Origin of the sequence: Lysinibacillus fusiformis (assembly GCF_003049525.1) — a bacterium.
Lineage (GTDB): Bacteria > Bacillota > Bacilli > Bacillales_A > Planococcaceae > Lysinibacillus > Lysinibacillus fusiformis.
Genome location: NZ_PYWL01000004.1, coordinates 1 through 21,948, shown reverse-complemented (window position 1 = coordinate 21,948; position 21,948 = coordinate 1). Strand labels below are relative to the sequence as shown.

13 protein-coding genes and 5 pseudogenes are annotated in these 21,948 nt (G+C 32.9%); 10 read left to right on the top strand and 8 right to left on the bottom strand.

From position 1 onward, the window contains the following. Positions 1–409 precede the first annotated feature (409 nt). Entirely contained in the window at positions 410–556 is a 147-nt protein-coding gene (locus tag C9J29_RS24320) for a hypothetical protein (protein WP_164908706.1), read from the top strand. A gap of 549 nt (positions 557–1,105) precedes the next feature. Here C9J29_RS24320 and C9J29_RS11285 read toward each other — a convergent pair. Beyond that, positions 1,106–2,815 (bottom strand): methyl-accepting chemotaxis protein, encoded by a 1,710-nt coding sequence (locus C9J29_RS11285; RefSeq protein WP_107922186.1) that lies wholly within the window; start codon positions 2,813–2,815, stop codon positions 1,106–1,108. 1,514 nt (positions 2,816–4,329) lie between these two features. Between C9J29_RS11285 and C9J29_RS11275 the strand changes: the two genes are divergently transcribed. Beyond that, positions 4,330–4,983 carry a potassium channel family protein gene (locus tag C9J29_RS11275; RefSeq protein ID WP_107922184.1) on the top strand — a complete coding sequence of 218 codons (654 nt, stop codon included), beginning with the start codon at positions 4,330–4,332 and terminating at the stop codon, positions 4,981–4,983. Between the two features lie 4 nt (positions 4,984–4,987). Continuing rightward, on the top strand, positions 4,988–6,310 hold the full coding sequence (locus C9J29_RS11270; RefSeq protein ID WP_107922183.1) for a TrkH family potassium uptake protein: 1,323 nt from the start codon (positions 4,988–4,990) through the stop codon (positions 6,308–6,310). A gap of 259 nt (positions 6,311–6,569) precedes the next feature. On the opposite strand, the gene C9J29_RS11265 is transcribed toward C9J29_RS11270, so the two are convergent. The 6 genes and pseudogenes from C9J29_RS11265 to C9J29_RS11240 all read right to left on the bottom strand — a co-directional run bounded on the left by C9J29_RS11265 (position 6,570) and on the right by C9J29_RS11240 (position 13,633). Then, a complete protein-coding gene (locus C9J29_RS11265; RefSeq protein WP_107922182.1) occupies positions 6,570–7,742 on the bottom strand; it encodes a Ger(x)C family spore germination protein in 1,173 nt (390 codons plus the stop codon). A 495-nt stretch (positions 7,743–8,237) separates the two neighbouring features. Further along, positions 8,238–9,548 (bottom strand): sensor histidine kinase, encoded by a 1,311-nt coding sequence (locus tag C9J29_RS11260; RefSeq protein WP_107922181.1) that lies wholly within the window; start codon positions 9,546–9,548, stop codon positions 8,238–8,240. 37 nt (positions 9,549–9,585) lie between these two features. Continuing rightward, complete coding sequence (locus C9J29_RS11255) at positions 9,586–10,257, bottom strand: response regulator transcription factor (protein WP_107922180.1); 672 nt, start codon at positions 10,255–10,257, stop codon at positions 9,586–9,588. Between the two features lie 197 nt (positions 10,258–10,454). Next, positions 10,455–11,033 carry a WD40/YVTN/BNR-like repeat-containing protein gene (locus C9J29_RS11250; RefSeq protein ID WP_107922179.1) on the bottom strand — a complete coding sequence of 193 codons (579 nt, stop codon included), beginning with the start codon at positions 11,031–11,033 and terminating at the stop codon, positions 10,455–10,457. A gap of 172 nt (positions 11,034–11,205) precedes the next feature. Continuing rightward, positions 11,206–13,122 (bottom strand): annotated as a pseudogene (locus C9J29_RS11245) (TRAP transporter permease); the annotation flags it as partial. Positions 13,123–13,165: 43 nt separating this feature from the next. Next, positions 13,166–13,633, bottom strand: coding sequence for a DUF1850 domain-containing protein (locus tag C9J29_RS11240; RefSeq protein WP_237068815.1), 468 nt, complete (start codon positions 13,631–13,633; stop codon positions 13,166–13,168). Positions 13,634–14,458: 825 nt separating this feature from the next. Between C9J29_RS11240 and C9J29_RS11235 the strand changes: the two genes are divergently transcribed. Together C9J29_RS11235 and C9J29_RS11230 are read left to right on the top strand one after the other, a co-directional pair. Then, a complete protein-coding gene (locus C9J29_RS11235; RefSeq protein ID WP_107922178.1) occupies positions 14,459–15,031 on the top strand; it encodes a methyltransferase in 573 nt (190 codons plus the stop codon). Between the two features lie 247 nt (positions 15,032–15,278). Further along, positions 15,279–16,343, top strand: a pseudogene (locus C9J29_RS11230) (phosphatidylinositol-specific phospholipase C); the annotation flags it as partial. Between the two features lie 1,210 nt (positions 16,344–17,553). Here C9J29_RS11230 and C9J29_RS11225 read toward each other — a convergent pair. Continuing rightward, positions 17,554–18,450 (bottom strand): ETX/MTX2 family pore-forming toxin, encoded by an 897-nt coding sequence (locus tag C9J29_RS11225; RefSeq protein ID WP_107922176.1) that lies wholly within the window; start codon positions 18,448–18,450, stop codon positions 17,554–17,556. A gap of 530 nt (positions 18,451–18,980) precedes the next feature. On the opposite strand from C9J29_RS11225, the pseudogene C9J29_RS25130 reads away from it, so the two are divergent. The 5 genes and pseudogenes from C9J29_RS25130 to C9J29_RS24645 all read left to right on the top strand — a co-directional run. After that, positions 18,981–19,229: pseudogene (locus tag C9J29_RS25130) on the top strand (alanine:cation symporter family protein); the annotation flags it as partial. A 149-nt stretch (positions 19,230–19,378) separates the two neighbouring features. Then, positions 19,379–19,498 carry an alanine:cation symporter family protein gene (locus C9J29_RS25125; protein ID WP_237068835.1) on the top strand — a complete coding sequence of 40 codons (120 nt, stop codon included), beginning with the start codon at positions 19,379–19,381 and terminating at the stop codon, positions 19,496–19,498. 71 nt (positions 19,499–19,569) lie between these two features. Next, positions 19,570–19,704: an alanine:cation symporter family protein gene (locus tag C9J29_RS24650; RefSeq protein WP_237068814.1), complete on the top strand. Its 135-nt coding sequence runs from the start codon at positions 19,570–19,572 to the stop codon at positions 19,702–19,704. Positions 19,705–21,085: 1,381 nt separating this feature from the next. Next, positions 21,086–21,427 (top strand): annotated as a pseudogene (locus C9J29_RS11215) (transposase); the annotation flags it as partial. 115 nt (positions 21,428–21,542) lie between these two features. Then, positions 21,543–21,948, top strand: a pseudogene (locus tag C9J29_RS24645) (GerAB/ArcD/ProY family transporter); the annotation flags it as partial.

Genomic DNA, 21,948 nt, shown 5'->3' with positions numbered 1-21,948 from the left:
TATCTTGTATCTTTAAGTTTAACGCATGATCTTTGTTTTCCACAATAAATCAGAAAAGCTTTTTCATTTTCTTCCTCATCGAAAACAGAAAACTTGCATTCTTTACATAATAAGAAGATTAAATCTAGTTTCAGTCCGATTTACTTCATCAAACCCTTGCCAATAAATTTATGGAATTGGTGCAAAAAATTAGGCACCGATATTAGTTAGCAAACGACCTTCATCAGATGTGCGTAAACGTGAAGTAGATTTACGTGTTGAAACATCAATTATAAGTACAGGTACATTGAAATAAAACTTAATACTTTCTTCAGTCCGGTATTTTGAATTTAGGGTAATGTATCCTAATATTTATTATTTATGGGAAAGAGAGTGAGATATCAGCAAGAAATAGTTAAAGACAGTTGAGATGAAATTACAAGATATTCCTACAGAGGTGATATTAGAAGAATTAAATATTCGTAATGACACGCAAATTGAGACATGGACACGTTGGTATAATAATGGTGAAATGCATTGTTTCAAAACAACCTACGGGAAGCAATATACTTTTTAGAAAGGTCCAGATGGCCTTTCAGCTATCGAATAGCAATGTCGTGTGAAAGTTAAAAAACGTAAACCAACAGGACAACTACATTACGTGGCTAATAATAGATAATTCATGAATTTGCATCACAAAAGCGCTTAGAGAAACTCGTTACAGATATTACCTACTTACCTTTTGGCGGGAAAACGTTATATCTATCAAGTGTACACGATTTATTTAATGGTGAAATTATTGCTTATACCATTTTTAATACTCAAAATGAAATCCTTGTATTAGAAAAATTACAGCCATTATCCGTTTTACAAGGGTGTTTTACTGAGCGACCGGAGGGTCGGTTTATACTTTGTCGGCATTCCAACAAGCAATCCGAGCAAAAGGCATTATCATGAGCATGTCCCGTAAAGGAATGCCCGCTGATAATGCCACAATTGAATCGTTTCATGCGACACACAAAGCAGAAACGTTTATTTCGACTGATTACCTTATTCTCCGCTTATTAATTCTAGCTTCTCTCAAAAGTTCAGCCAAGAACTACCTTAAAATAATAAATCACCCCCCTTATACTTTAAACATATTTATTTTTTCTTGTAAGTCTTCTGCCATTTTAGAAAGTGCCGAAGTAGATGCAGTAATTTCCTGCATAGAGGCTAATTGTTCTTCAGTAGCCGCTGAAATATTTTGTGTCCCTTCTGCAGAGCTTTGGGCAATTTCATTAATTTGTTCCATGGATTTGGTCATTTGATCAGCTCCTGCTACCATCTGTTGTACAGAAAAAGATACTTCTTGAATTTGAACAGAAACCTCGTTAATGGCATGTTGAATTTTTTCAAAAGATTCACCTGCGATATTCACATTGTCAATACCTGTCTTAACTTCATTTGTAGTGAACTCCATGGAATCTACCGCTTTATTTGTTTCCGCTTGAATCCTTGTAATTAAATTAGAGATTTTCTGTGCTGACGCAGATGATTCTTCTGCTAATTTTCGAACTTCTTCCGAAACGACTGCAAAGCCTTTTCCATGTTCGCCTGCTCTTGCCGCTTCAATCGCTGCATTTAACGCAAGCAGGTTGGTTTGTGCAGCAATACTTGTAATGACTTCAACGATTTGTCCAATCTCATTCGAACGCTCACCTAATCCACTAATAACATCACTTAGACCGCCAATAGATGTTTGAATCGAGTTCATTTGTAGAACTGCAGTTTGAATAATATCATTTCCATCTATAGCAAGTTGGTTTGCTTGTGTAGTAGCCTCTGACACGTTAGTAGAACTTTTAGCTATTGTTTGGACATTCTGTACCATATGATTCACAACATTAGAAGTTTCTATAATCGTACTAACCTGGTCATCTGAACCGCTTGCTACCTCTAACGTAACAGAAGCAATATGTTCACTTGCCTCATTCGTTTGTTCCGCACTTGCCGAAAGCTCAACTGAAAATGCAGCCATCTGTTCGGATGATTGTTGCACATGACCAATAAGTTCCCGTAAGTGAGTAATCATATGGCTAAAAGTGGACATTAAGACACCTAGTTCATCCTTAGAATCATAGTCTACACTAAAATTTAATTCCCCAGCTTCTGCTCGTTGAACAGCATATTTTAATTTCTCAATTGGTGAAATTAGATATTTTCGTACACCGATAAAACCGATTACTATAAACAGAATTCCTAATACAATTGATATTATTAGAGAATTTGTGATTCTTTCAGTCGCTTCAGCTTTACTTTCCATTACCAAAGTACTTGCATTTTTTTTATTCAATTCTGTTAGTTCCAAACCTTTTGACGTAATTTTTTCAAGAACAGGCTCGGCACTTGAATCAAAGAGTTTAATTGCTTCTTCATTCTTATTAGCAAGACTTAGCTGAAAAACTTGCTCCATGCTTTCTTTAAAAATTGGATATAGCTGAACCAATTCACTTATTATTTGTTTCTCATCCGAGTGCATATTGGTTGATTCAAGTAATTTAAGATTCTTTTCATTATCTTTAAACACATAAGTTACTTCATTTTTAATTTGGGTAATAGCTTTTTCATCGTTAAAAAGTAAAGAACGGTAAATATCTGAAACAATCATCTGATTATTAAGTCTATAGTCTGATAAAATAATACTTGGTTCTAGACGATTTTTTAAAATATTCTCTGCATTTTTCTCCAATTTTTTCATAGTAGTATATCCACTTACTTGGATAAGAGCAACCATTAAAATTGCTATAGACATTAATAAGACTAACTTTTTAAATATGGATAAATTACGAACCACGGGTATTCTCTCCTTTTTGAATTCGTTTTTGTGACTTTAATTGAAAGGCTGTAATCTCTACCTAATTAGAGGTACGAAAATCTTTAATTGTAATAACAGCCCCTTCACAATCTCATGTTACTTTTTATGTACAATTCCCTACCATCTCCTACTTTCTTTATGTAAATTTTTTGATTCATTTAATGTTTATCGGCTTCTCTTTAAAAACTTTAAATGATAACAGAACTAAAGTTACTTGAAATTAAATAAAAATCTTTTTTATGCAATTTTTTATCCTTCTTTATAAAATTATTAATATAATCATATAATTTTATATTACATCATAAAACTAGAGGCTAGGCACTTCCAAACTAAATTAATAACCATATAAGGTTGATTATTGTTTTGTTATTAACAATATCATGAGAAAAATCGTAGTTGAGAGTAAGTGAAATAACTTAGGTATATAGTAATTATTATTTTTAGCTAAGTAATTAATGAGAAATTATTATATTAAAACAACGTTAAATATTTTGCTTTAGATTTGTGCAAAATATATGATTTAAATTTATGAACAATGGAATCTATTTGAATAATCTCTTAAAGATGGGTTTATGTACAAATGTAAAATCAATTTAAGGTTATATGACTAATCAACTGCTCCCACTAACCTTTCAATTGTATAATTTCTCCTTGTTCAATGCTTATTTTTGTATTTCTGTTGCGATGGGAAGATTTTTAATCTAACTTTTTTCTAATGGCTTAAAACCATCGCAACTTTATTTCAAACCTACAATTATGCCCATCTTGATCTAGTTAAATAAACTTATGTTTCCCTTTTTTATTATGTTGGTAATCAGACCATAATCGTATAATATGTCGTTTGTATTGTAAAAAGTTACTTTTATTCTCAAAGAATTGTTTTGAAATGAAATAAACGCATTACCTCCCCTATCTACCACTCGAATAAAAATTGTTCTTTTATCTCTAACAATGGATATTTCTATATAGTTCGTTATCAAAAATAGTAAAAAAGTATAAGGTAATGTTGAAACGTTCAGAAAAATGTAATATTATACGCCTCAAAACCAGGCATAACGGTGACTTATAATACCATGCATCTGCGCACTATTCTTGTGAAATATCAAACTCTAGAATTTCACCACACCTCAGCTTTTTGAACTGCAATATTTCTAACAACCAAAAATAAATCCATGTTATCATGGGTACACATGTTATAAAAAAACTACTCTTAAAAGGTTTAATTTTCAGAATATTTTTTATTGTTGTAATTGATAGATTATTAAGATAACTAATTTTAACAATTGACCTATTTAACATTTTGCTGTATAAAAATTTCAATGGAGTGAATCCTACATTTGGTGGTAGGATTATTGATCCCAATAAGATACTAACTTCGTAAAGTTGATATATGTCCTCTTATAACAGCAGGAGGTTTCTCTTTATTATTTATATTGTAATTTTAGTTTTGTGAACTTTAATAATGACATAACTATTAGAAAAGAAGGTGTAGTATGAAGAAATCATTTGCAGTATTTGGCTTAGGTCGTTTCGGGGGAACAATTGTAAAAGAATTCCACAACATGGGTATTGAGGTGATAGCTATAGATAAGGATGAGGTAAAGGTGAATGAATATATGAACTATGCAACACAAACTTTTTGCGCAAATGCAATTGATGAAACAACCCTTATTCAACTTGGGATTCGTAATGTTGACCACGCATTTGTTTCATTTGGTAGGGATATAGAATCAAGTATATTAATTACGTTGTTATTAAAAGAAATAGGTGTAAAAAAAGTATGGGCAAAGGCTCAAAATGAGTATCATTCAAAGGCTCTTAAAAAGATTGGTGTGGACAAAGTAATCCATCCAGAACGTGATGTAGCAAGAAGGATTGCACGTCATATTGTGTCAGATAAAATGATTGATTTTATTGAACTTTCCAAAGATTATAGCATCGTAGAGATTGTTGTGAAAAAGAAGCTTATTTACAAAAGTTTAGGCGAACTAAATGTACGCGCAAAATTTGGTTGTACCATTGTTGGGATTCAACGTCAAGGGACGTTTATAGTTTCACCAACTGCAGAAGAAGTCATAAATAAAGAAGATGTATTAATAATAATAGGACACAATAGTGATATTGCAAGATTTGAAGAAGGAGTTTAATATAATGAATTTTAAGTATATTAAATCAAATCCCTTTCAACTACTTGTATTTGTATTTGTATTTTTTATCACTTTGGGAACGATACTGTTAAAAATACCTTTTGCAACAACAAATTCTATAAGTTGGATTGACTCCCTTTTTACTGCAACATCTGCTATGACCGTAACAGGTCTTGTTGTAGTTGATACAGGAACTGCCTTCACTACTTTCGGTCAATACATCATTCTTGTTCTTATACAAGTTGGTGGATTAGGAATTATGTCATTTGCAGTACTTATTTTTATGATGTTGGGCAAAAAAATCGGGTTTAAAGAGAGGTTAATTGTACAAAGTGCTTTAAATCAGAATTCTCTAGGTGGAGTTATAAGACTAACCAAAAGTATATTTATATACGCTTTTACTATTGAAATCATTGCAACGCTGATTTTAGCTTTAAAATGGGTTCCAGAGTTTGGATGGGGAGAAGGAGTATATTACAGTTTCTTTCATGCAATATCAGCTTTTAATAATGCGGGATTTTCTATTTGGTCAGAAAGTTTAATGGGATATGTAGGTGATCCAATAGTAAATTTTGTTATCACATTTCTTTTCATAGTTGGTGGGATAGGTTTTACAGTTTTATCAGATATATGGTATAAACGCAGCTTTAAAAAGTTAAATTTACATTCAAAGGTAATGATAGTTGGAACTTTAGTTATCAACATATTAGCAATGATTATTATTTTTTCTATAGAATATAGTAATCCAAACACATTAGGGCAATTGTCATCGTTAGGCGAAAAACTTTGGGGTTCTTATTTTCAAGCAGTGACACCCCGTACAGCAGGATTCAATACACTTGATATAGGAAGTTTAAATGAAGCAACGATTGTTTTTATGTTACTTTTAATGTTTATAGGAGCTGGGAGTACATCGACAGGTGGAGGAATTAAGCTTACAACATTTTTGGTTATTGTATTATCAATAATAACATTTTTGAGACAAAAAAATCAGATTACTATAGCAAATAGAGCAATTAAAGATAGGGTTATAATTAGGTCCCTTGTCATTTTGGCAATAAGTGTATTGTTAATCTTTTTCGCGGTATTTATTTTAAATATCACTGAGTCAGAGTCATTTTTAAAAATATTATTTGAAGTAATTTCAGCATTTGGTACAGTAGGTTTGTCAATGGGCATAACTGGTGATTTATCAGATGTGGGTAAGATAATTATTATTTTTATTATGTTAGTGGGTAAACTAGGACCATTAACGTGGGCCTTTGCACTTGCAAAACCAAAACAAGAAAAAGTACGATATCCAAGCGAAGACATACTAACTGGATAAGTCTTGACTTCTAATCGATGTAAAATGTTTTTTTATAGATTTTAGCAAAAAAATAATATGATACATTTTATCAATTACTTGATGTACAAATCAACACAAAATTTATATAATTGCAAACTAAATAATAATTGTTTATTTCTCTTGAAAAACGGGTTTGATCCAAACCCGTTTCTTAAATATATATAATTTTCTTTAACTAATGATCTAGAAAATTGTTTGTAGCAAGCTGAACCGAATTAAATAGTTAAAAACAAAGCATTTATTCTTTAATTGTTTCTTCAAATGTTTTTCTACCAGCATTTATCTTAACGTAAATATTTATTTTATTGATTGATTCTTTTTTTAAAGGTATTTTTCCATCCTTCTCTATCATTTGCCATACCTTTACGTTGCTGCGATAAAGGTACTCAGATAGACGATATATGTCAGCATCCAATTTTAATCCTTCTTCATAAGTTTCCATTACTTCTTTTTTTATTTGCTCTTTAATATGTTTTTTTATATGCTTGTCCTTAATGGCTCCCTTAAATCCATTTACGGTAGCCTTTACATGGATATCAATATCAAATACTACTGTTTCTGATTCTTTCTTTTTTATAATCGGTTTAACATCAACGTTTAACTTATCTATATCAACTGTCAAATAATCCCTTTCTCTCCCACTTAATTTAAATGTAATTCTTCCCCGATTAGTTTTATCTTGCATCCATTGGCTACCTCTGGATAAGGAATCCTTAATGAATCCTTTAAATTCATCTTTTGATAGTATACCTATACCTGCAAATGAAGTTTCTTCCGTTTCTCCAGCTTCTGTTTCCCAATTTTTCATAATAGTTACAAAAGGGATGGTGACTTCATGGCTAGGTTCATTTAGACCAATAACTAATTCTCTTAAATTTTTGGGATCAATAAATGATTCCTGTTCAATCGTCTTAAGGGGGCTACTTAACTTTGAAGATGTTATAGAGCTTCTTAGGATGGGAGCTATAAGCATCACATCTTTAATAGAATCTGTAGTGCAGAACACCCAGATTTGATATCTCGTCTCCCTAAACCGAATAAAAGTATCAATCACAGGAATAGTATTTTGTTCAGTTTTCATAGCACGTTCTGAGAAAAGCAGATACCTCATATGCCCCCAAAATATTTCTTGGTCAGAAGAACGGTATAGTTTATAAATTGCTTCTTCAATTGTTTTCCCCTCGGCATATCCAACTTCTACAGATGTGGCATTACCAGTATTGTTATCTACATTTGCTATATCAGCTAAATTAATAATTTGAAGATAAACCTTATATTTATTGTCCTCATAGTCAACACCAACAGCGTTAACATAATACATACGCTGAGGCTCTGTTGCATCCCAACAACCTGACATACATATAGCGACACTTACAACTATAATGGAGCATAATATTCGTTTTCTAACCATTAATTTCGCCTACTCTAAAAGTTATTAGTTCCAGTATTGTCATTGTTAATTTATTCTAAACAAAAAAAGATATTTCAAATAAACAGTGATAAAAAAATAAAGTGAATTCGTTCTCAAGAACATAATTTAGATAAGCTGCCCACTCTAATAATAAAGACAATGGATACCGAAAACACAGGAGCAAAATGGTTATAAGGCTCAGATACATGGTAAATCATTTCGCTCTTTGAATCATATAAACCGACTATATGTAGCCTAAATATTGCTTCAATCAGTCCAAAAATTACATCATCTATAATGAGAATGGACTAAGAAAAAATAAAAGGCGAGGATGCAAATCAATAGATTCCTATATATACATCAATGATTTTACGTTTGCTTTTATAATGGGTAATCCCATAAATAAGAAACATAAATTTACCCAAGTTTTTGAAATGAAAAATCAGCTTTGAACTGCACCCTTTAATTAATTGGATACACCTGTAACATGACCTGTTAAAGCATAAAGATAAAGGTAATGCTATCGCTCTCATCACTTTCAGCATAGATCTTGCCACCTAACTTCTCTATAATATTTTTTGCTATAGAAAGTCCCAATCCATGACTGCCGGTTTCATACGTACGTGCTGTGTCTTTGCGATAAAACCTGTCAAATAGTTTTGATAAATCTTGCTTAGACAAACCTATACATCTGTTTTTCACAGAAAAGATGATTCGCTTTTTTATCTTTTTCAAACGTATTTCAATATGACTATTTTGTTCAGTATATTTGATTGCATTATCCATTAAAATGGTAATTACCTGTTTTATTTTATCCACATCGCTTTTTATCGTTATATCAGGTTCTATATGGTGAATAATCGTTACCCCCTTTTCAAAAGCTACAGCTTCTATTGACAAGGTAACATAATTCACAGTTTGGCTTATATCAAATGAAGAGTACTGCAGCTCTATTTCCGCCTCATCATTATTAGCCAAATATAAAAGTTCATTTACAAGCTTGGTCATTCGTGTTGTTTCATTCTGAATATACTCCAGCCACTTTTCCTGGCTTTTAATTGTTTTGTCCTTGTTTGTCATCAATGCGTCATAATTTGCTGAAATAATTGCCAAGGGTGTTTTTAATTCATGTGAGGCATCCCCTATAAATTGCTTCTGTTTATCCCATGAAACAGAAATAGGTTTAATTGCTCTATTTGCAAAATACATACTGATGATGAAAATGACAAAAAGCATAACAATTCCCACTGAAAGAAACGTGATAAGCAGGCTTGTAAGTGTGTCGTTTTTATCCGTTACATCCAAAAATACAATTTGATAACTATTAGTCCTATGATAATTATCACTCACAGTCCATGTTTGACCACCGTCAGTGGAAAAATGCATTTCTCCATTTTCACCCATTCTTACCATAGTTGCCTGCTCCATTATTTTATACATCCACTTTTTTCCGTAAACATTGACAACTGAGTTATTCTTTTTCTCTTGCCACGCAAGTTCTGCAGCTTTTTTATAGGTTTCATCTGTCATGTCGATAAAAGAGTTAACCTTTTGTATCTTGCCTTGCTCATCAACCTGTATATAAAATGACATAGAGTAATTCAATGAAACAACAGCTTCACCCATTTTCGATAAAGAAACATCCACTTTCTGCGGACTGGCAGATAAAGTATTCAATTTTTTCACGTTTTCATTTTGAATGTTGTTATAAGTAATGAAATAAATGACACAAAAAGCCGTTATCATCAATGCCGATATGATAGACATATTCAGTATCAAGAATTTATTGCGTAATTGTTTAAACATAACCAAACACCTGCTTACATATCTATTTTGTGCTTTCCTAGGACTTTAAACAATACCCTACCCCTCGTATGGTTTGTATGGACACACACGATTTTAAACTGGCTAATTTCTTCCTTAAAAAAGATATATATACCTCCACATGATTGTCCTCGGCGTTGGTATCATATCCCCAGATCTTTTCAATAATGCTGTCTTTGGATATAATGCCGTTCTGTCTTAGAATCAACAATTCTAGTAATTGGCATTCCTTAAGGGTTAATTTAAAACTGTTTTTTCTGCAACAAATGTAAAGCGTATGAGGGTTTAACTCAATATCGCCGTATTTTAAAACGTTATCATATATTATTTCGCTTTTCCTGCGTCCCAAGGCTCTTAATCGTGCCAATAATTCCTCGGTTGGAAAAGGCTTGGGAAGATAATCATCGGCACCACTGTCAAGACCGATTACTTTGTCTGAAGTATCTCCTTTGGCGGTTAACAGGATAACAGGGGTAGCAATACCATTCTTACGCAATTCTTTCAGCACGGTTATTCCATTCATTTTAGGTAGCATAATATCGAGAATGATGATATCGTATATGCCGGCAAGTCCACAATCCAAACCGTCTTCACCATTAAAAGCTAAATCAACACTGTAATGATTTTTTTTTAAAACCTGCTCAATTGCTTCCGCCATATGCATTTCATCTTCCACCATTAAGATTCTCATAATATCACCCCTAACAATATAGTAATAAAATTGTAACAAAAAGAGAACTGGATATAATCTCTCTAGGGTACAGAGTTTAACGTTGCAGGTAAGTAACGATTTTCTACTTAAAAGTTTTTATAATGATTAATGTGTCAATAAAACAACCATAACACTCGTCAAGTGTTATGGTTGCTTTATTAATAGATAGATGCAAATTAGTTTTTATTAGGCGCTTTTTCGCTCCAGGTTTTCCCTTTGTCTGTGGAATATAGCGCAACCCCATTTTCCTGTTTTATCATGATTTGTATCGAACTGTCAGCTTTCTTCAAATCTGCTTCATTAACAGCTTCGATTTGAGCGATGCCATCTTTCATGCTTACGATTTTGACAGCCTGGTCCGTTGAAGTCGGTGTATACTCATTCCAGTTTTTTCCACCATCTATAGAGTAAAGATTAACTCCGTTTTCCTGTTTTATCATGATTTGCATAGAGCTGTAAGCTTTCTTCAAATCTGCTTCATCAATAGCTTCGATTTGAGCGATGCCATCTTTTATATTTACGATTTTGACAGCCTGGTCCGTTGAAGTCGGTGTACTCTTATTCCAACTATTTCCACCATCTGTGGAATAAAGATTAACCCCGTTTTCCTGTTTTATCTGAGCAGTGATTTCTTCCCCACTTTGTGGCATGCTCGTCGCAAAAGCTGGTGGTGGTGTAACTAGCATCAGGGCACCAAGGCTTGAAAGTGCCATACCTACCGATTTCTTTTTTACTAAGTTTACAAATTTGTTCATTTTCATGACCTCCTTTTTTTTGTAAGCCGTTAACTTACAAATTCATTGTAGCCTCGTAACCTTAATTGAACCTTAAACTAGCACATGTTGTCATGCCTGAATTATTTATGGTTTTTGGTTCTATTTAAGTTAAAAATTATAATAAAAAGAAAGCTTGATAGGTTTTTAATTTTTCTGGATAGATAAGTAGTAGACCTGCTCCAATTGAAATAATGCGTTCAAACCACAGCATTTTACGATACCAATAACCGATTACTCCCGCACCTATGGCTTCCATTCCTGTAATAGCCGTGAATACTACCCATATAATTTCCGGTATAGTTGTGTCAATCATTAGTAACGCTGGTGAAAATACAATCATATATGGAATAATAAACGCTGCAATCGAAAGCTTCGCTGAGTTTAAACCTGTTTTACTCGGATCTCCATCAGAGATTCCAGAAGCCGCAAAAGCAGCAAGTGCAACAGGTGGTGTTATATCTGCAATAATACCAAAGTAGAATACAAAGAAATGTGCTGGTAATAACACTACTATTGGCACTAATTCCTGTGGGGTATTCGGTGATAATAATGCCACTATTGCAGGTGCAGCAATTGTCGATGTAATTACATAGTTTGCTGTTGTAGGAGCACCCATCCCCAGAATTAGGGAAGCAATCATAACAAAAATCAGCGTTAAAATAATACTACCGCCCGCTAATTCTACTAAACTATTAGCTAAACTTAAGCCTAGGCCTGTTTTTACAACTACACCTATAATAATACCTGCACAAGCGGTTGCGGCTACTACACCAAGTGCTGTGCGTGCACCTTCAACTAATGCATCAATAATATCTTTTGGTTCTAAACGTGTTTCCTTATTAAACATCGTAACCCCAATACAAATAATAATACCGTAAAGTGCTGCATGCATTACCGGTGTACCCGTTAACATTAAAATGATAATTGTGACGATCGGTAATAGAAGGTAAATTTTCTTAAATACTTCACGACGATTAGGCATTTGATCATCACCTAAGCCTTTTAAGCCTACACGTTTCGCTTCGAAGTGAGTCATAACCCAAATGCCTGTAAAATAAAGCAGTGCAGGTATCGCTGCCGCCTTCGCAATATCCCAATACGTAATTCCGCGGCCGATAAACTCAACCATTAAAAATGCTGCCGCACCCATAATCGGAGGCATCAGTTACCCACCTGTAGATGCCGCCGCCTCAACTGCACCCGCAAATTCTTTACGGTATCCTAGCTTTTTCATCATAGGAATCGTATATGATCCAGATGTTACAACATTCGCTACAGAGCTTCCTGAAATCGTGCATTGAAGCGCACTAGAAAATACCGCTACTTTTGCAGGACCACCAATTAATTTGCCCGCAAGAGATACAGCTAAATCATTAGAGTATTGACCAACACCTGTCTTGACAAGGAATGCTCCAAAAAGTAAAAACACAAAAATAAATGTGGCAGAAACACTAATGGGTGTTCCAAAAATACCATCTGTTGTAAAATACATGAGATTAACAATACTTTCAAAATCTTGCCCTCTATGCGCCATAAAATCGGGAAAATACGGTCCGAAATATGCATAAATCAAGAAACATATAGCAATGATGGTAATCGGTAAACCTACTGCACGGCTGCTTCAAGTACCAACAAGACAGCTATGAGACCTACAATAAAATCTGTTTGCGTAATGGTACCATTGCTATTAACAAGCTCTGTATAATTCATTGTCCAATATGAACCTACTACAATGGATAATACCGCTAATATATAATCGAACCATGCTATTTTATTCTTCGCTGCTTTTTTTTCGAACAGGGAAGAGTAAGAAAATTAGAGTCAAACCAAAACCTAAGTGTACGGTACGCTGAATTTGCGCTGGAAGTTGGCCAAAAATTGCTGTGTAAAGCTGAAACAATAATAATGCTAGTAGTCCAAAGAAAATGACATGCTTCATTACGCCTGATATCGTTCGGACATTGGATTCAATATCATATTTCTCTAGTATTGCTTGTTGCTCTTCAAATGATATTTGTTCGAATTCTTCTTTTTTTACTTCGTCGTTTGATTTATGCTGAGTTGTCATTTCATCCTTACCCCTTTCCATTGTCCATAAAGCGATAAACGCTTCACCTCAAATAAATAAGATTCCCCTTTTGTAAGTCTTTTTTCAAATCGTATTCATAATTGTCATAATCAAATACAAGGTCTAAATCTAAATTGCCTATATAGATTGTAAAATTCTCAATGACTTCATTGTCAAACTGCAAATAATATTTCCCACTTCTTTTTGTTAATGTTTGATTTTTTTCTGCATAGCTTGGCATGCCGATTGCTAAACTTTCATACTCCATCCCTAACATTTGAATATTAGTTCCGCCTACACATTTATAATGTTCGAGTACATCCGTTTTATAGATGGAGTGAGTGTATCTAATTTCAAATGTATCCTCAGTTGACAGTGGTAGGTATTGCACTACCGGATCATTTATACGCGTTTCTGTAAATGCGAATACCTTCTGAAGAGGAAGAAAAATAACCATACTAAAGCAAATACATAAAAAAGCTAAAACAATTATTATTGTTTTCTTTCTCACTACATCTGTCCCCCTACATCAATTACGCCTTGGGATAACTATTTCCGGAATCGGCATTGTGCTTAGGTGTGCATAATGGTTTTGTCTGTTCAGTTTTATCTGCGCTAAAGCAAAGCGACAGCGGCAACACAGCACGAAGTAGGTCACTCAAATGCAGGTAATTCGTTAATGTGAGGTTTTTGAATGTAGAATGCCCATCGGTTTATTTATTGGAATAAAAGATAATAAACCTACTTAAAAAAATTGCTACTAAGACATTTCCTTGGTCGTTGTTGATATAGTATTCTTCTGATGATACTTCATCAAAACTTGTTTGCTTTTGGAAGAACTCTCGTAATAACCCATTTCTATTTTCTTCACTTCTGCGTTGCAAGAAGAGTAGGCATGAGCAAAACAAACATCAAGTTTCTAGTCTTTTTCAGATTCTTTAGGATCAATCATTTTTATTGTCTATAACATGTTTTATTACGACTTTTTTTATACTTTACAATTAGGTGATTCTTAGGCACACTCTGATGATTGTAATAATATATCTTCTACTTGCTCATTAACAGCAGCAAATTTCCTTGTCAAATTTGTGTCAATTTTCTCACTTTACACTATTTTTCCAATTGTAAATATAGTGTTTTTCTTTGGGTTATATACCATTTAAAGTAAATAAGAGAAATTTTTGATTGATAAATTTAATTATAAAAGTGAATATAAGTTACTTAATATGAAAATTGAGGGAATTTGTGAAGAAGGTTATCATATCTATATATCATTTATTTAAATGGCGCGCATTTTAAATGGTATATAACATAATAGAAAAAGGGGATTAAAATTATGAAGAAGAAACAAAGACTGTTAGTAACAGCAGCAATGGTAGCCACATTAGCTTCAAGTGCATTGCCTACTACATTGGCTTCCGCTGCAGAAACAAATGCTCCAATCCAACAACAAGAATCACAAATGGGAATTCAACCGTTCTCACAGAGTAATTTGGAAATAGCTGTGAATGCTGCTTTATATGGTCCTGAAGTGAAAAAAATTAAAGTTTTTGAACATGAATTCAATGTAAAACCAATTGAGGTAGTAAATTTAGGCGGCGGAAAACAATATGTTAAGGGTCAAATCTCTCATCATTTAACTCTTCGTCCAGATGATCAATTTTACTATGAATTTACAGTAAAAGACGGAAAAGTAACTGATACGCCTAAATTTTATATTGATAGAGGTGGCTTTACACCGTTTGCAGCACCACTTTTATCTATTATTGCTGCATATAATGGGATTCCTGTTAATCCCAATGATTTAAACACACTTGGTCAACAAATTGGGAGAGTGATAGATGGTAGTTGGGAACATGCAGCACAATCTATTGCTACTATCGTTAGTTTAACCTTTAACGAGGAATAGGCCTTACTAGGAATGTAACTGAAATAAATTATGAAACGAATGCATCACATTTTTAACATGTTCACGAATCCGTAAAAAATTCGTAAACTACTTTACCATTGTATGTTGCAAATAGGAGTCTTGTTTAAGACTCCTGTTTTGTTTGTAAAAAAATAAATTAAACTGATTTTCTCATCATTTTGGTGAAAATATGTATAATTACACGTTTATTATATGAGATTATTTAGTTTAAAAAAGGAGAGATAGCATGAGGAGCGTCTTAAACTTTAGTATTCTTACTTGTTTAATATTGGCAAATTTATGTACAACTTCTACTGTATTTGCGGATAGTCACCCTGGTTATTCGTATGAATCAAATATAGGATATCATAATTCAACATGGATGTCTGAAATAGAGGGTTCAAAAAAAATAAGCGAACTATCTATTCCAGGAACTCATGGTTCTATGGCTTTACATGGAATTAGTGTTTTTGATGAAGATCTGACTAGGAATCAAACAATGAACCTTTCACAGCAATTAAATTCGGGTATTCGTTATGTAGACATGCGAGTGAAACGTGTTAAGGATTCATTCGCAATGCATCATGGAATTGTTTATCAAAAAGCAATGTTTGAGGATGTATTACAAGAGATCATACAATTTTTAAAAGATCATCCGAAAGAAACAATTTTAATGCGTTTAAAAGAAGACACTGATCCCGAAACCGGCTCACAATCATTCGAACAAATATTTAAAAATTATAAAGAGCGTAATTCTCCTTATTTTTGGGACCCGAATTCTGTTGCATCTTCAGAAAGAAATAATCCCAAACTAGAAGATGTCCGAGGTAAAATTGTAATATTACAAAATTTCACAGCCTCTCAAACCTTTGGTATTAATTATGATTCTTTGTATATTCAAGATAAGTTTGAAGTCGGTATCGGACCAAACGGAATATATGATAAATGGAATTCAGTGAAAGCTCATCTTCTACAGGCAAATAATAACTCGGAAAGTGGAAAAATCTATTTGAACCATTTTAGTGGGACAGGAGGCGGATTAGCATTATTGACTAATTTCTATCCTTGGTTTGTTGCAAGTGGGAAAGAAAGTCGAAATACAAATAGCAATCAAAAGCTGATTCAAAAAATTGCAACAAATGAATGGACGGATTTCCCTCGTGGTTTGAATGGCCAAGTATTTTACGGTGGAATGAATACAATGGGAACTGAATTCATACAAAAAAGTGGGATTAATCATGTAGGGATTATCGCTGCTGATTTTCCAGGCTCCGGTTTAATAGATAGTATTATTCAATTGAATGGGATAAATTAAAATGAAAAAAAGAATTATTTCCTGAAAAAAGAACTATAATGGTCAATAAGAATTATTGGAAGCTTACAGTCATTACAACTATATCTAAATACGGTCGTCAGAAGAACAAGACTTTATTGCTTTGGCAATCTAGTAATGGGAATAAACTTATATTTTCCTAGATTATAATCCACAAAAAGGAGTAGCATCCGTTACTCCTTTACTCTTTTTCATTCAGTTTAACAAATTCTCTTCTCAACAGATTGTGTTTACAAAATATATACAGCATATATGCTTAAAAATTGCTTTCAATCTAAATTTAATTTGAGTTATCATTTTTCAAAGTGTTGAGAATGATCGACGGCTGCTGGTAGCTTGTAGCTCTTTATTTAGGAGATTTTCAATTAGTAGCTGCATCTCAATATAATAAGAGAAACTGGTTGGATTGATTGAAAAATTGCAAGATGATGTTGAAGAATTGAAAAAGATACCCTGAAATCTCGTTGGGGGTTTTTGGTGCGCTAATATACAGTATAGCAGATAAGTAAAAAAATGCAGTTAGTCAAGGTTTCACTACTTGAATTTTTCACGCATCAAAGCTCTATTTAATACATAGAGTATGCTTTTACAAATTTCTAACTTTACCGTATCGTCAGAATAACTAAATTGAACGTAAAAAAAGCCATTCCCTAGTGACTAACATCGAGTGCCAAATCTTTTTGAATCGCTTTACCGTATCCAATACATACAATGCAGCTTATCGTACTTCTTCTAAATCCTTTTTAGAAAATACACCATACCATAATAAACAGCGACAAGTATATATTTCTTCATTCGTTCTTTTATAAAGATAACCTATGATCAAAAGTCTCAGCCAAAAAAATTATTGTAACAAATCCATCTGTGCATGTTATTTTGTATGCTTTAACACTCAAACTATCTTTAACATGTTTTACTTTCGGCCATTGGAGTTATCCGCCATCTATGCGTTTATAGAATAGGGCATCCCCATCAAAATACAAATTTTTGTATCGATCTTTACTTCAGGCCACAAACGGAAATACACGTGCATTATCAGAGAAGCTAAGGTAGAGAAAATAGAATTAAGAAAAAAAGAGAAATCGATGCAAGTACGATTTCTCTTTTTTAGAATATCAGCAAATTATGTCCCAGCCTCTTGTCTTGAGATATACAGGCATAAGGCATCATCTTTATTTGTAATTTTCTATTATTCTACTACTTTAGTCTTTTCAGAAATAGTTTCAATTTTCACAGGAATAGTTATTGTTTCTATTATAACTGGTTCTTGAGAATTTGTAATGTCAGTTGTTCTAATATATAGTGAAGTGCCAAATTCAGTTCTAAATTGTCCTACACCTGTACCTCTGATGCCAAATCTATCATTCCCCACTGCAGAATCTCTAATTACCTGTTCAAAACCCTGTGTATCAGTGGCAAATCTAAGAGCTGAATATAAAAGTTGTGGAGACATTGGTTGATTATTAAAATAATATACAGCATCTCCAAATAAATCTGCATTTATTCTATTTCTTCCTGAAACAGTTTGTTTTTCAAATCTATACTCAACTAAATATTTTCTCCCAGCTGGCACAGGAATTAATACTGAAGGAACTGAAAATCTTCTTGTTTCTGATTTTTCTACAGTGTTAGCAGTTGACATATTATAATCAACACTAAAACTGTGACCACCACTTACCATAGGAATAGAAATTTCTACATTATAATTATAGCCAAATGTCCAACCTGTTGAGTTCGTTGTACTAGTTGTTTCCGTAAATTCGTGTTCGTAACCACTAGTTGGCAATTCTATCTCATGGTCAAAATTATTTTCTAACGTATTTCTGGACACCGTCAGAGTTTCAGAGTTTTCAATCAAAGTACCTTCTACATCACCACCATTTAATTCAGCATGAATAATATTATGGTACCTATATTCCGTACCAGGGGCCGCCGCACTTATTAGCATTCTTTTTACTCGCTCATCCAGATCTTGATAAACATTATTCTTACCATGTTCAGAGGCTTTAACCTCTGCAGGTACTGCTCCAAATATCAATCCCACAATCATAAAAGTTGCTAAAGTTGCTAGTGTTAATTTCTTCATAAAATATTCCCTCATTTCTATTTTATATTTTTTCCTTATTAGATTAGAAAACTACCTTCCTTTCTATGGTCTTGAAAATAGAGGAAGCATCCTTTATTTTCAGAGGTATAATCCTAATAATATTAATTGACACAATATTTAGCAAATCAACAAGAAAACCACACCTTTAATGTTTATTTTGTTTTATTTAAAAATATACTTACAGATATTTATCTAGAAAACATGATAAAAAAGAGATAAATCAACTAAAAACCCCTCACAAAAAGTTAATTTTTATTTAAAAAATACACAATTTTAAAACAAAACCATTTTTTAGGGTTTGATACTATATCCTTTAAGTAGATAATCAAAAAACTACAGTCGCAGTAGATAACCGTATTCGAATGATTATAACTACAAGTTGTTCGATTCTTTTAGTTAGAGTCAAGGAAATGGATGCAGAAATTACGCCAATGGAAAGATTCGAAAGTTTCACAAGTGAAAGCATGGGGGGAAAAATTTAAAGAAGTCGGAATCATTGAAGCTTTTAAATGGTTGCCTTCTGTCTGCTCAGAGGCAGAGATAAAGGAATTTGGGTATTATTTAACTCTATATACTATATACAAATAAATTTTGGAAGGTATTATCGGATCTGCTATCGCTTGGGGGGTAAGCGTGGAATCTATTCCAACGAGGCTGGTCAAGGAACAGGTGCACACCCAGCAGCAGCAGAAGTTTCACACCCTGTAAAACATGGTATAGTACAAGCTGCATCTGTGTATATTGATACACTATTAATCTGTTCCGCAACTGCTTTTATGATTTTATTTATAGGTATGTATAACGTCGAAGATAAATACGTCACAGAAGGTAATAATGCATTTATTTATGTTGGTGATTTAGCCAAAATGGCCTATCTTGGGATGAACAAGCTAAATTTGCAAGAAGTATTAAAGAAGGTGCAACATATACACAATATGCAGTTGAAAGTTCACTTCCTGGTTTTGGTGCCCCTTTTTTTGCAATTGCCTTATTCTTTTTTGCTTTAACTGTCTTATTACTATATTGAAACAAATTTAGCTTATTTATTTTCAGGTCGCTCTCTAAAATTTATACATATGGTTAGCGAAAATTGCTATTTTGGCTGCAACCTTCTACGGTACAGTTCGAACATCTGACCTTGCTTGGGCTATGGGTGATGTTGGTTTAGGTTTAATGGTATGGATAAATGTTATAGGTATTCTATTAACAATGAAGCCTCCAATTTTAGGATGAAAAGAATATGAAAATCAAAAAAATGCGGTAAAGATCCAATTTTTGACCCTCGTTCCCTGGGCATTAAAAGAGAAGAATTCTGGATAGAATACTGTGATAGAAAGAACATTAAATAATGATTATATCATTATTATAATATTTTTATTTCTCCTCAAAAAAATATATACACATATAATCACACTTAACCTTTAAAGGAGCGTGTTGTATTGCCACACCAACATCAATCTTTTACCTTTACATTTAAAATTAAAATGGTCTCACAATATAATAACGGAAGGTCGCTTGAAGATATCTGCCTTGAATATCACTTAAAACCCTTACTCTATAGAGATGGATTAATAACTATAATAAATCAGATTCTTCCATAAATGAGGATGAAAGAACTCATCAATTTACGTAATGAAAATCAGCGTTTACGCGACGAGAACTGTATTTTAATACAAGTTGCACTAATAATGGGACATAAAAAAAATAAAATATGCAACAATGTTTAAAATTCGTATATGCAAAGCCTCTATTATAATGAGTTAAAGTATGAATCGGTTACACTAGGTTAGTAGTTTAATTGTAATGTCCATCTTAGTGTAGCCGATTCATACTTCACTTTCAAAATTTTTTAGAAACTTTACAGGAACTAAATACACAGAATATTAAGACAAAATTGAGATTGAAATGTTTCACAAGTGAAAACTTGGGTGATAAAGAATTTGGGTCTATTGAAACTTTTAATCGGTTGCCTTCTGTCGGTTCAGGGGCAAAGGGTATGAAGAATTTTTCTTTGCCTTCCATTTCAAGACGATTTCCCCTACGTGTAAAGCAACTCGAAAATGTGAAAATTTTGGTATTGAATTGATATTAAGCTGGAGGATTTTCTTTAATAATTGCAGTAATGACAATTACTCCTTTTTTAATCCCTGTCTTATATATATTAGTCCTTTTATTTTACATGAATAATAGTTAGCTAAGCTTCTGATCTAAATAGATTTCTTTATTCATCTAATTGATTAGTTCATCAAATACAATTTAATAAATCTATTCTCTAATAAACCTTCGTATGCGGGTTTCTTATCATTCTTTCCCAACATTTATTTTCCTTTGCCTTTGTTGATGAAATCCAGATAAATCTTCGTTTTTGGCAATTTTAGATTCTATACCATCTCTTAAAGCTTTTAACATAGGTTGGATTAATTTTGAGTCTTCTTTCCCTACTTTAATAATAGTTCAGATGTAATAAATTCATTTCCTATTTTAATTGCTCTGCTTTGAACTATAAAAAATGATTAATGGCAATATCGACTTAATTTCTTGGCTTTCATTAATCTTAGTTCTTCGTAACTCATCTGTTAGAGGGTTAAATGATTTCGTCCACTGATAATACCACATCTCTTCAATTAACATGTTTCATACAGACCGAGGAAAAGAGTTTGATAATAAGCTCATTTCAAAAGCCCTAGAAACATTCGGAATCCAGCGATCCCTGAGCATGAAGGGATGCCCTTATGATAACGCCGTGGCTGAGGCGATGTTTAAGGTATTTAAAACCGAATTCGCTAACGGAGCACATTTCTCTACTCTTGAACAGCTCGCTCTTGAACTTGATGATTATGTTCATTGGTTCAATAACATTCGAATTCACGGAACACTAGGCTATTTAACTCCAGTGGAATTCAAGCAACAAACCTTAAAATTTTTGTCCAGTTTAGTGTTGACATACCATAGTTAACATGTACAAACGAACGACGTTTGTGTGAGTCAATATTAATAAACTAAAACAAGCCTACTTAGACTAAATGACATCAAACATGGGAAGTATTGTTAAGGAGGAGGTTTAAGAAAAAATGAACAAAGTTTTACAGCCAATCCATGTATATTGTTTGTTATTCTTATCAGTTAGTTTTTTAGCACACTTTGTTTTAATTCCCTCAATTTTTACAGTGGTGGAACGTGAAGCTTGGATAAGTGCCTTGCTCAGTTTAATCCCCATATTCCTTTTAGCATTATTTATTTCTAGAATAACTTCTTCATTAAATAATAGTTCACTCCTTGAATTAAAAACTGTCCAAAATAATAAAACACTGTACGTATTCATCATTTATATATATATAGTTTATTTAATGTCATCAACGTTCGTCTCACTCAAATTTACAATTATTTGGGCAGAAGAAAGTTTTAACTCTGATTATCCATATTTTATTACAGTTATTTTATTTATATTATTATGCTTTTATGGTTCCCTAAAAGGGA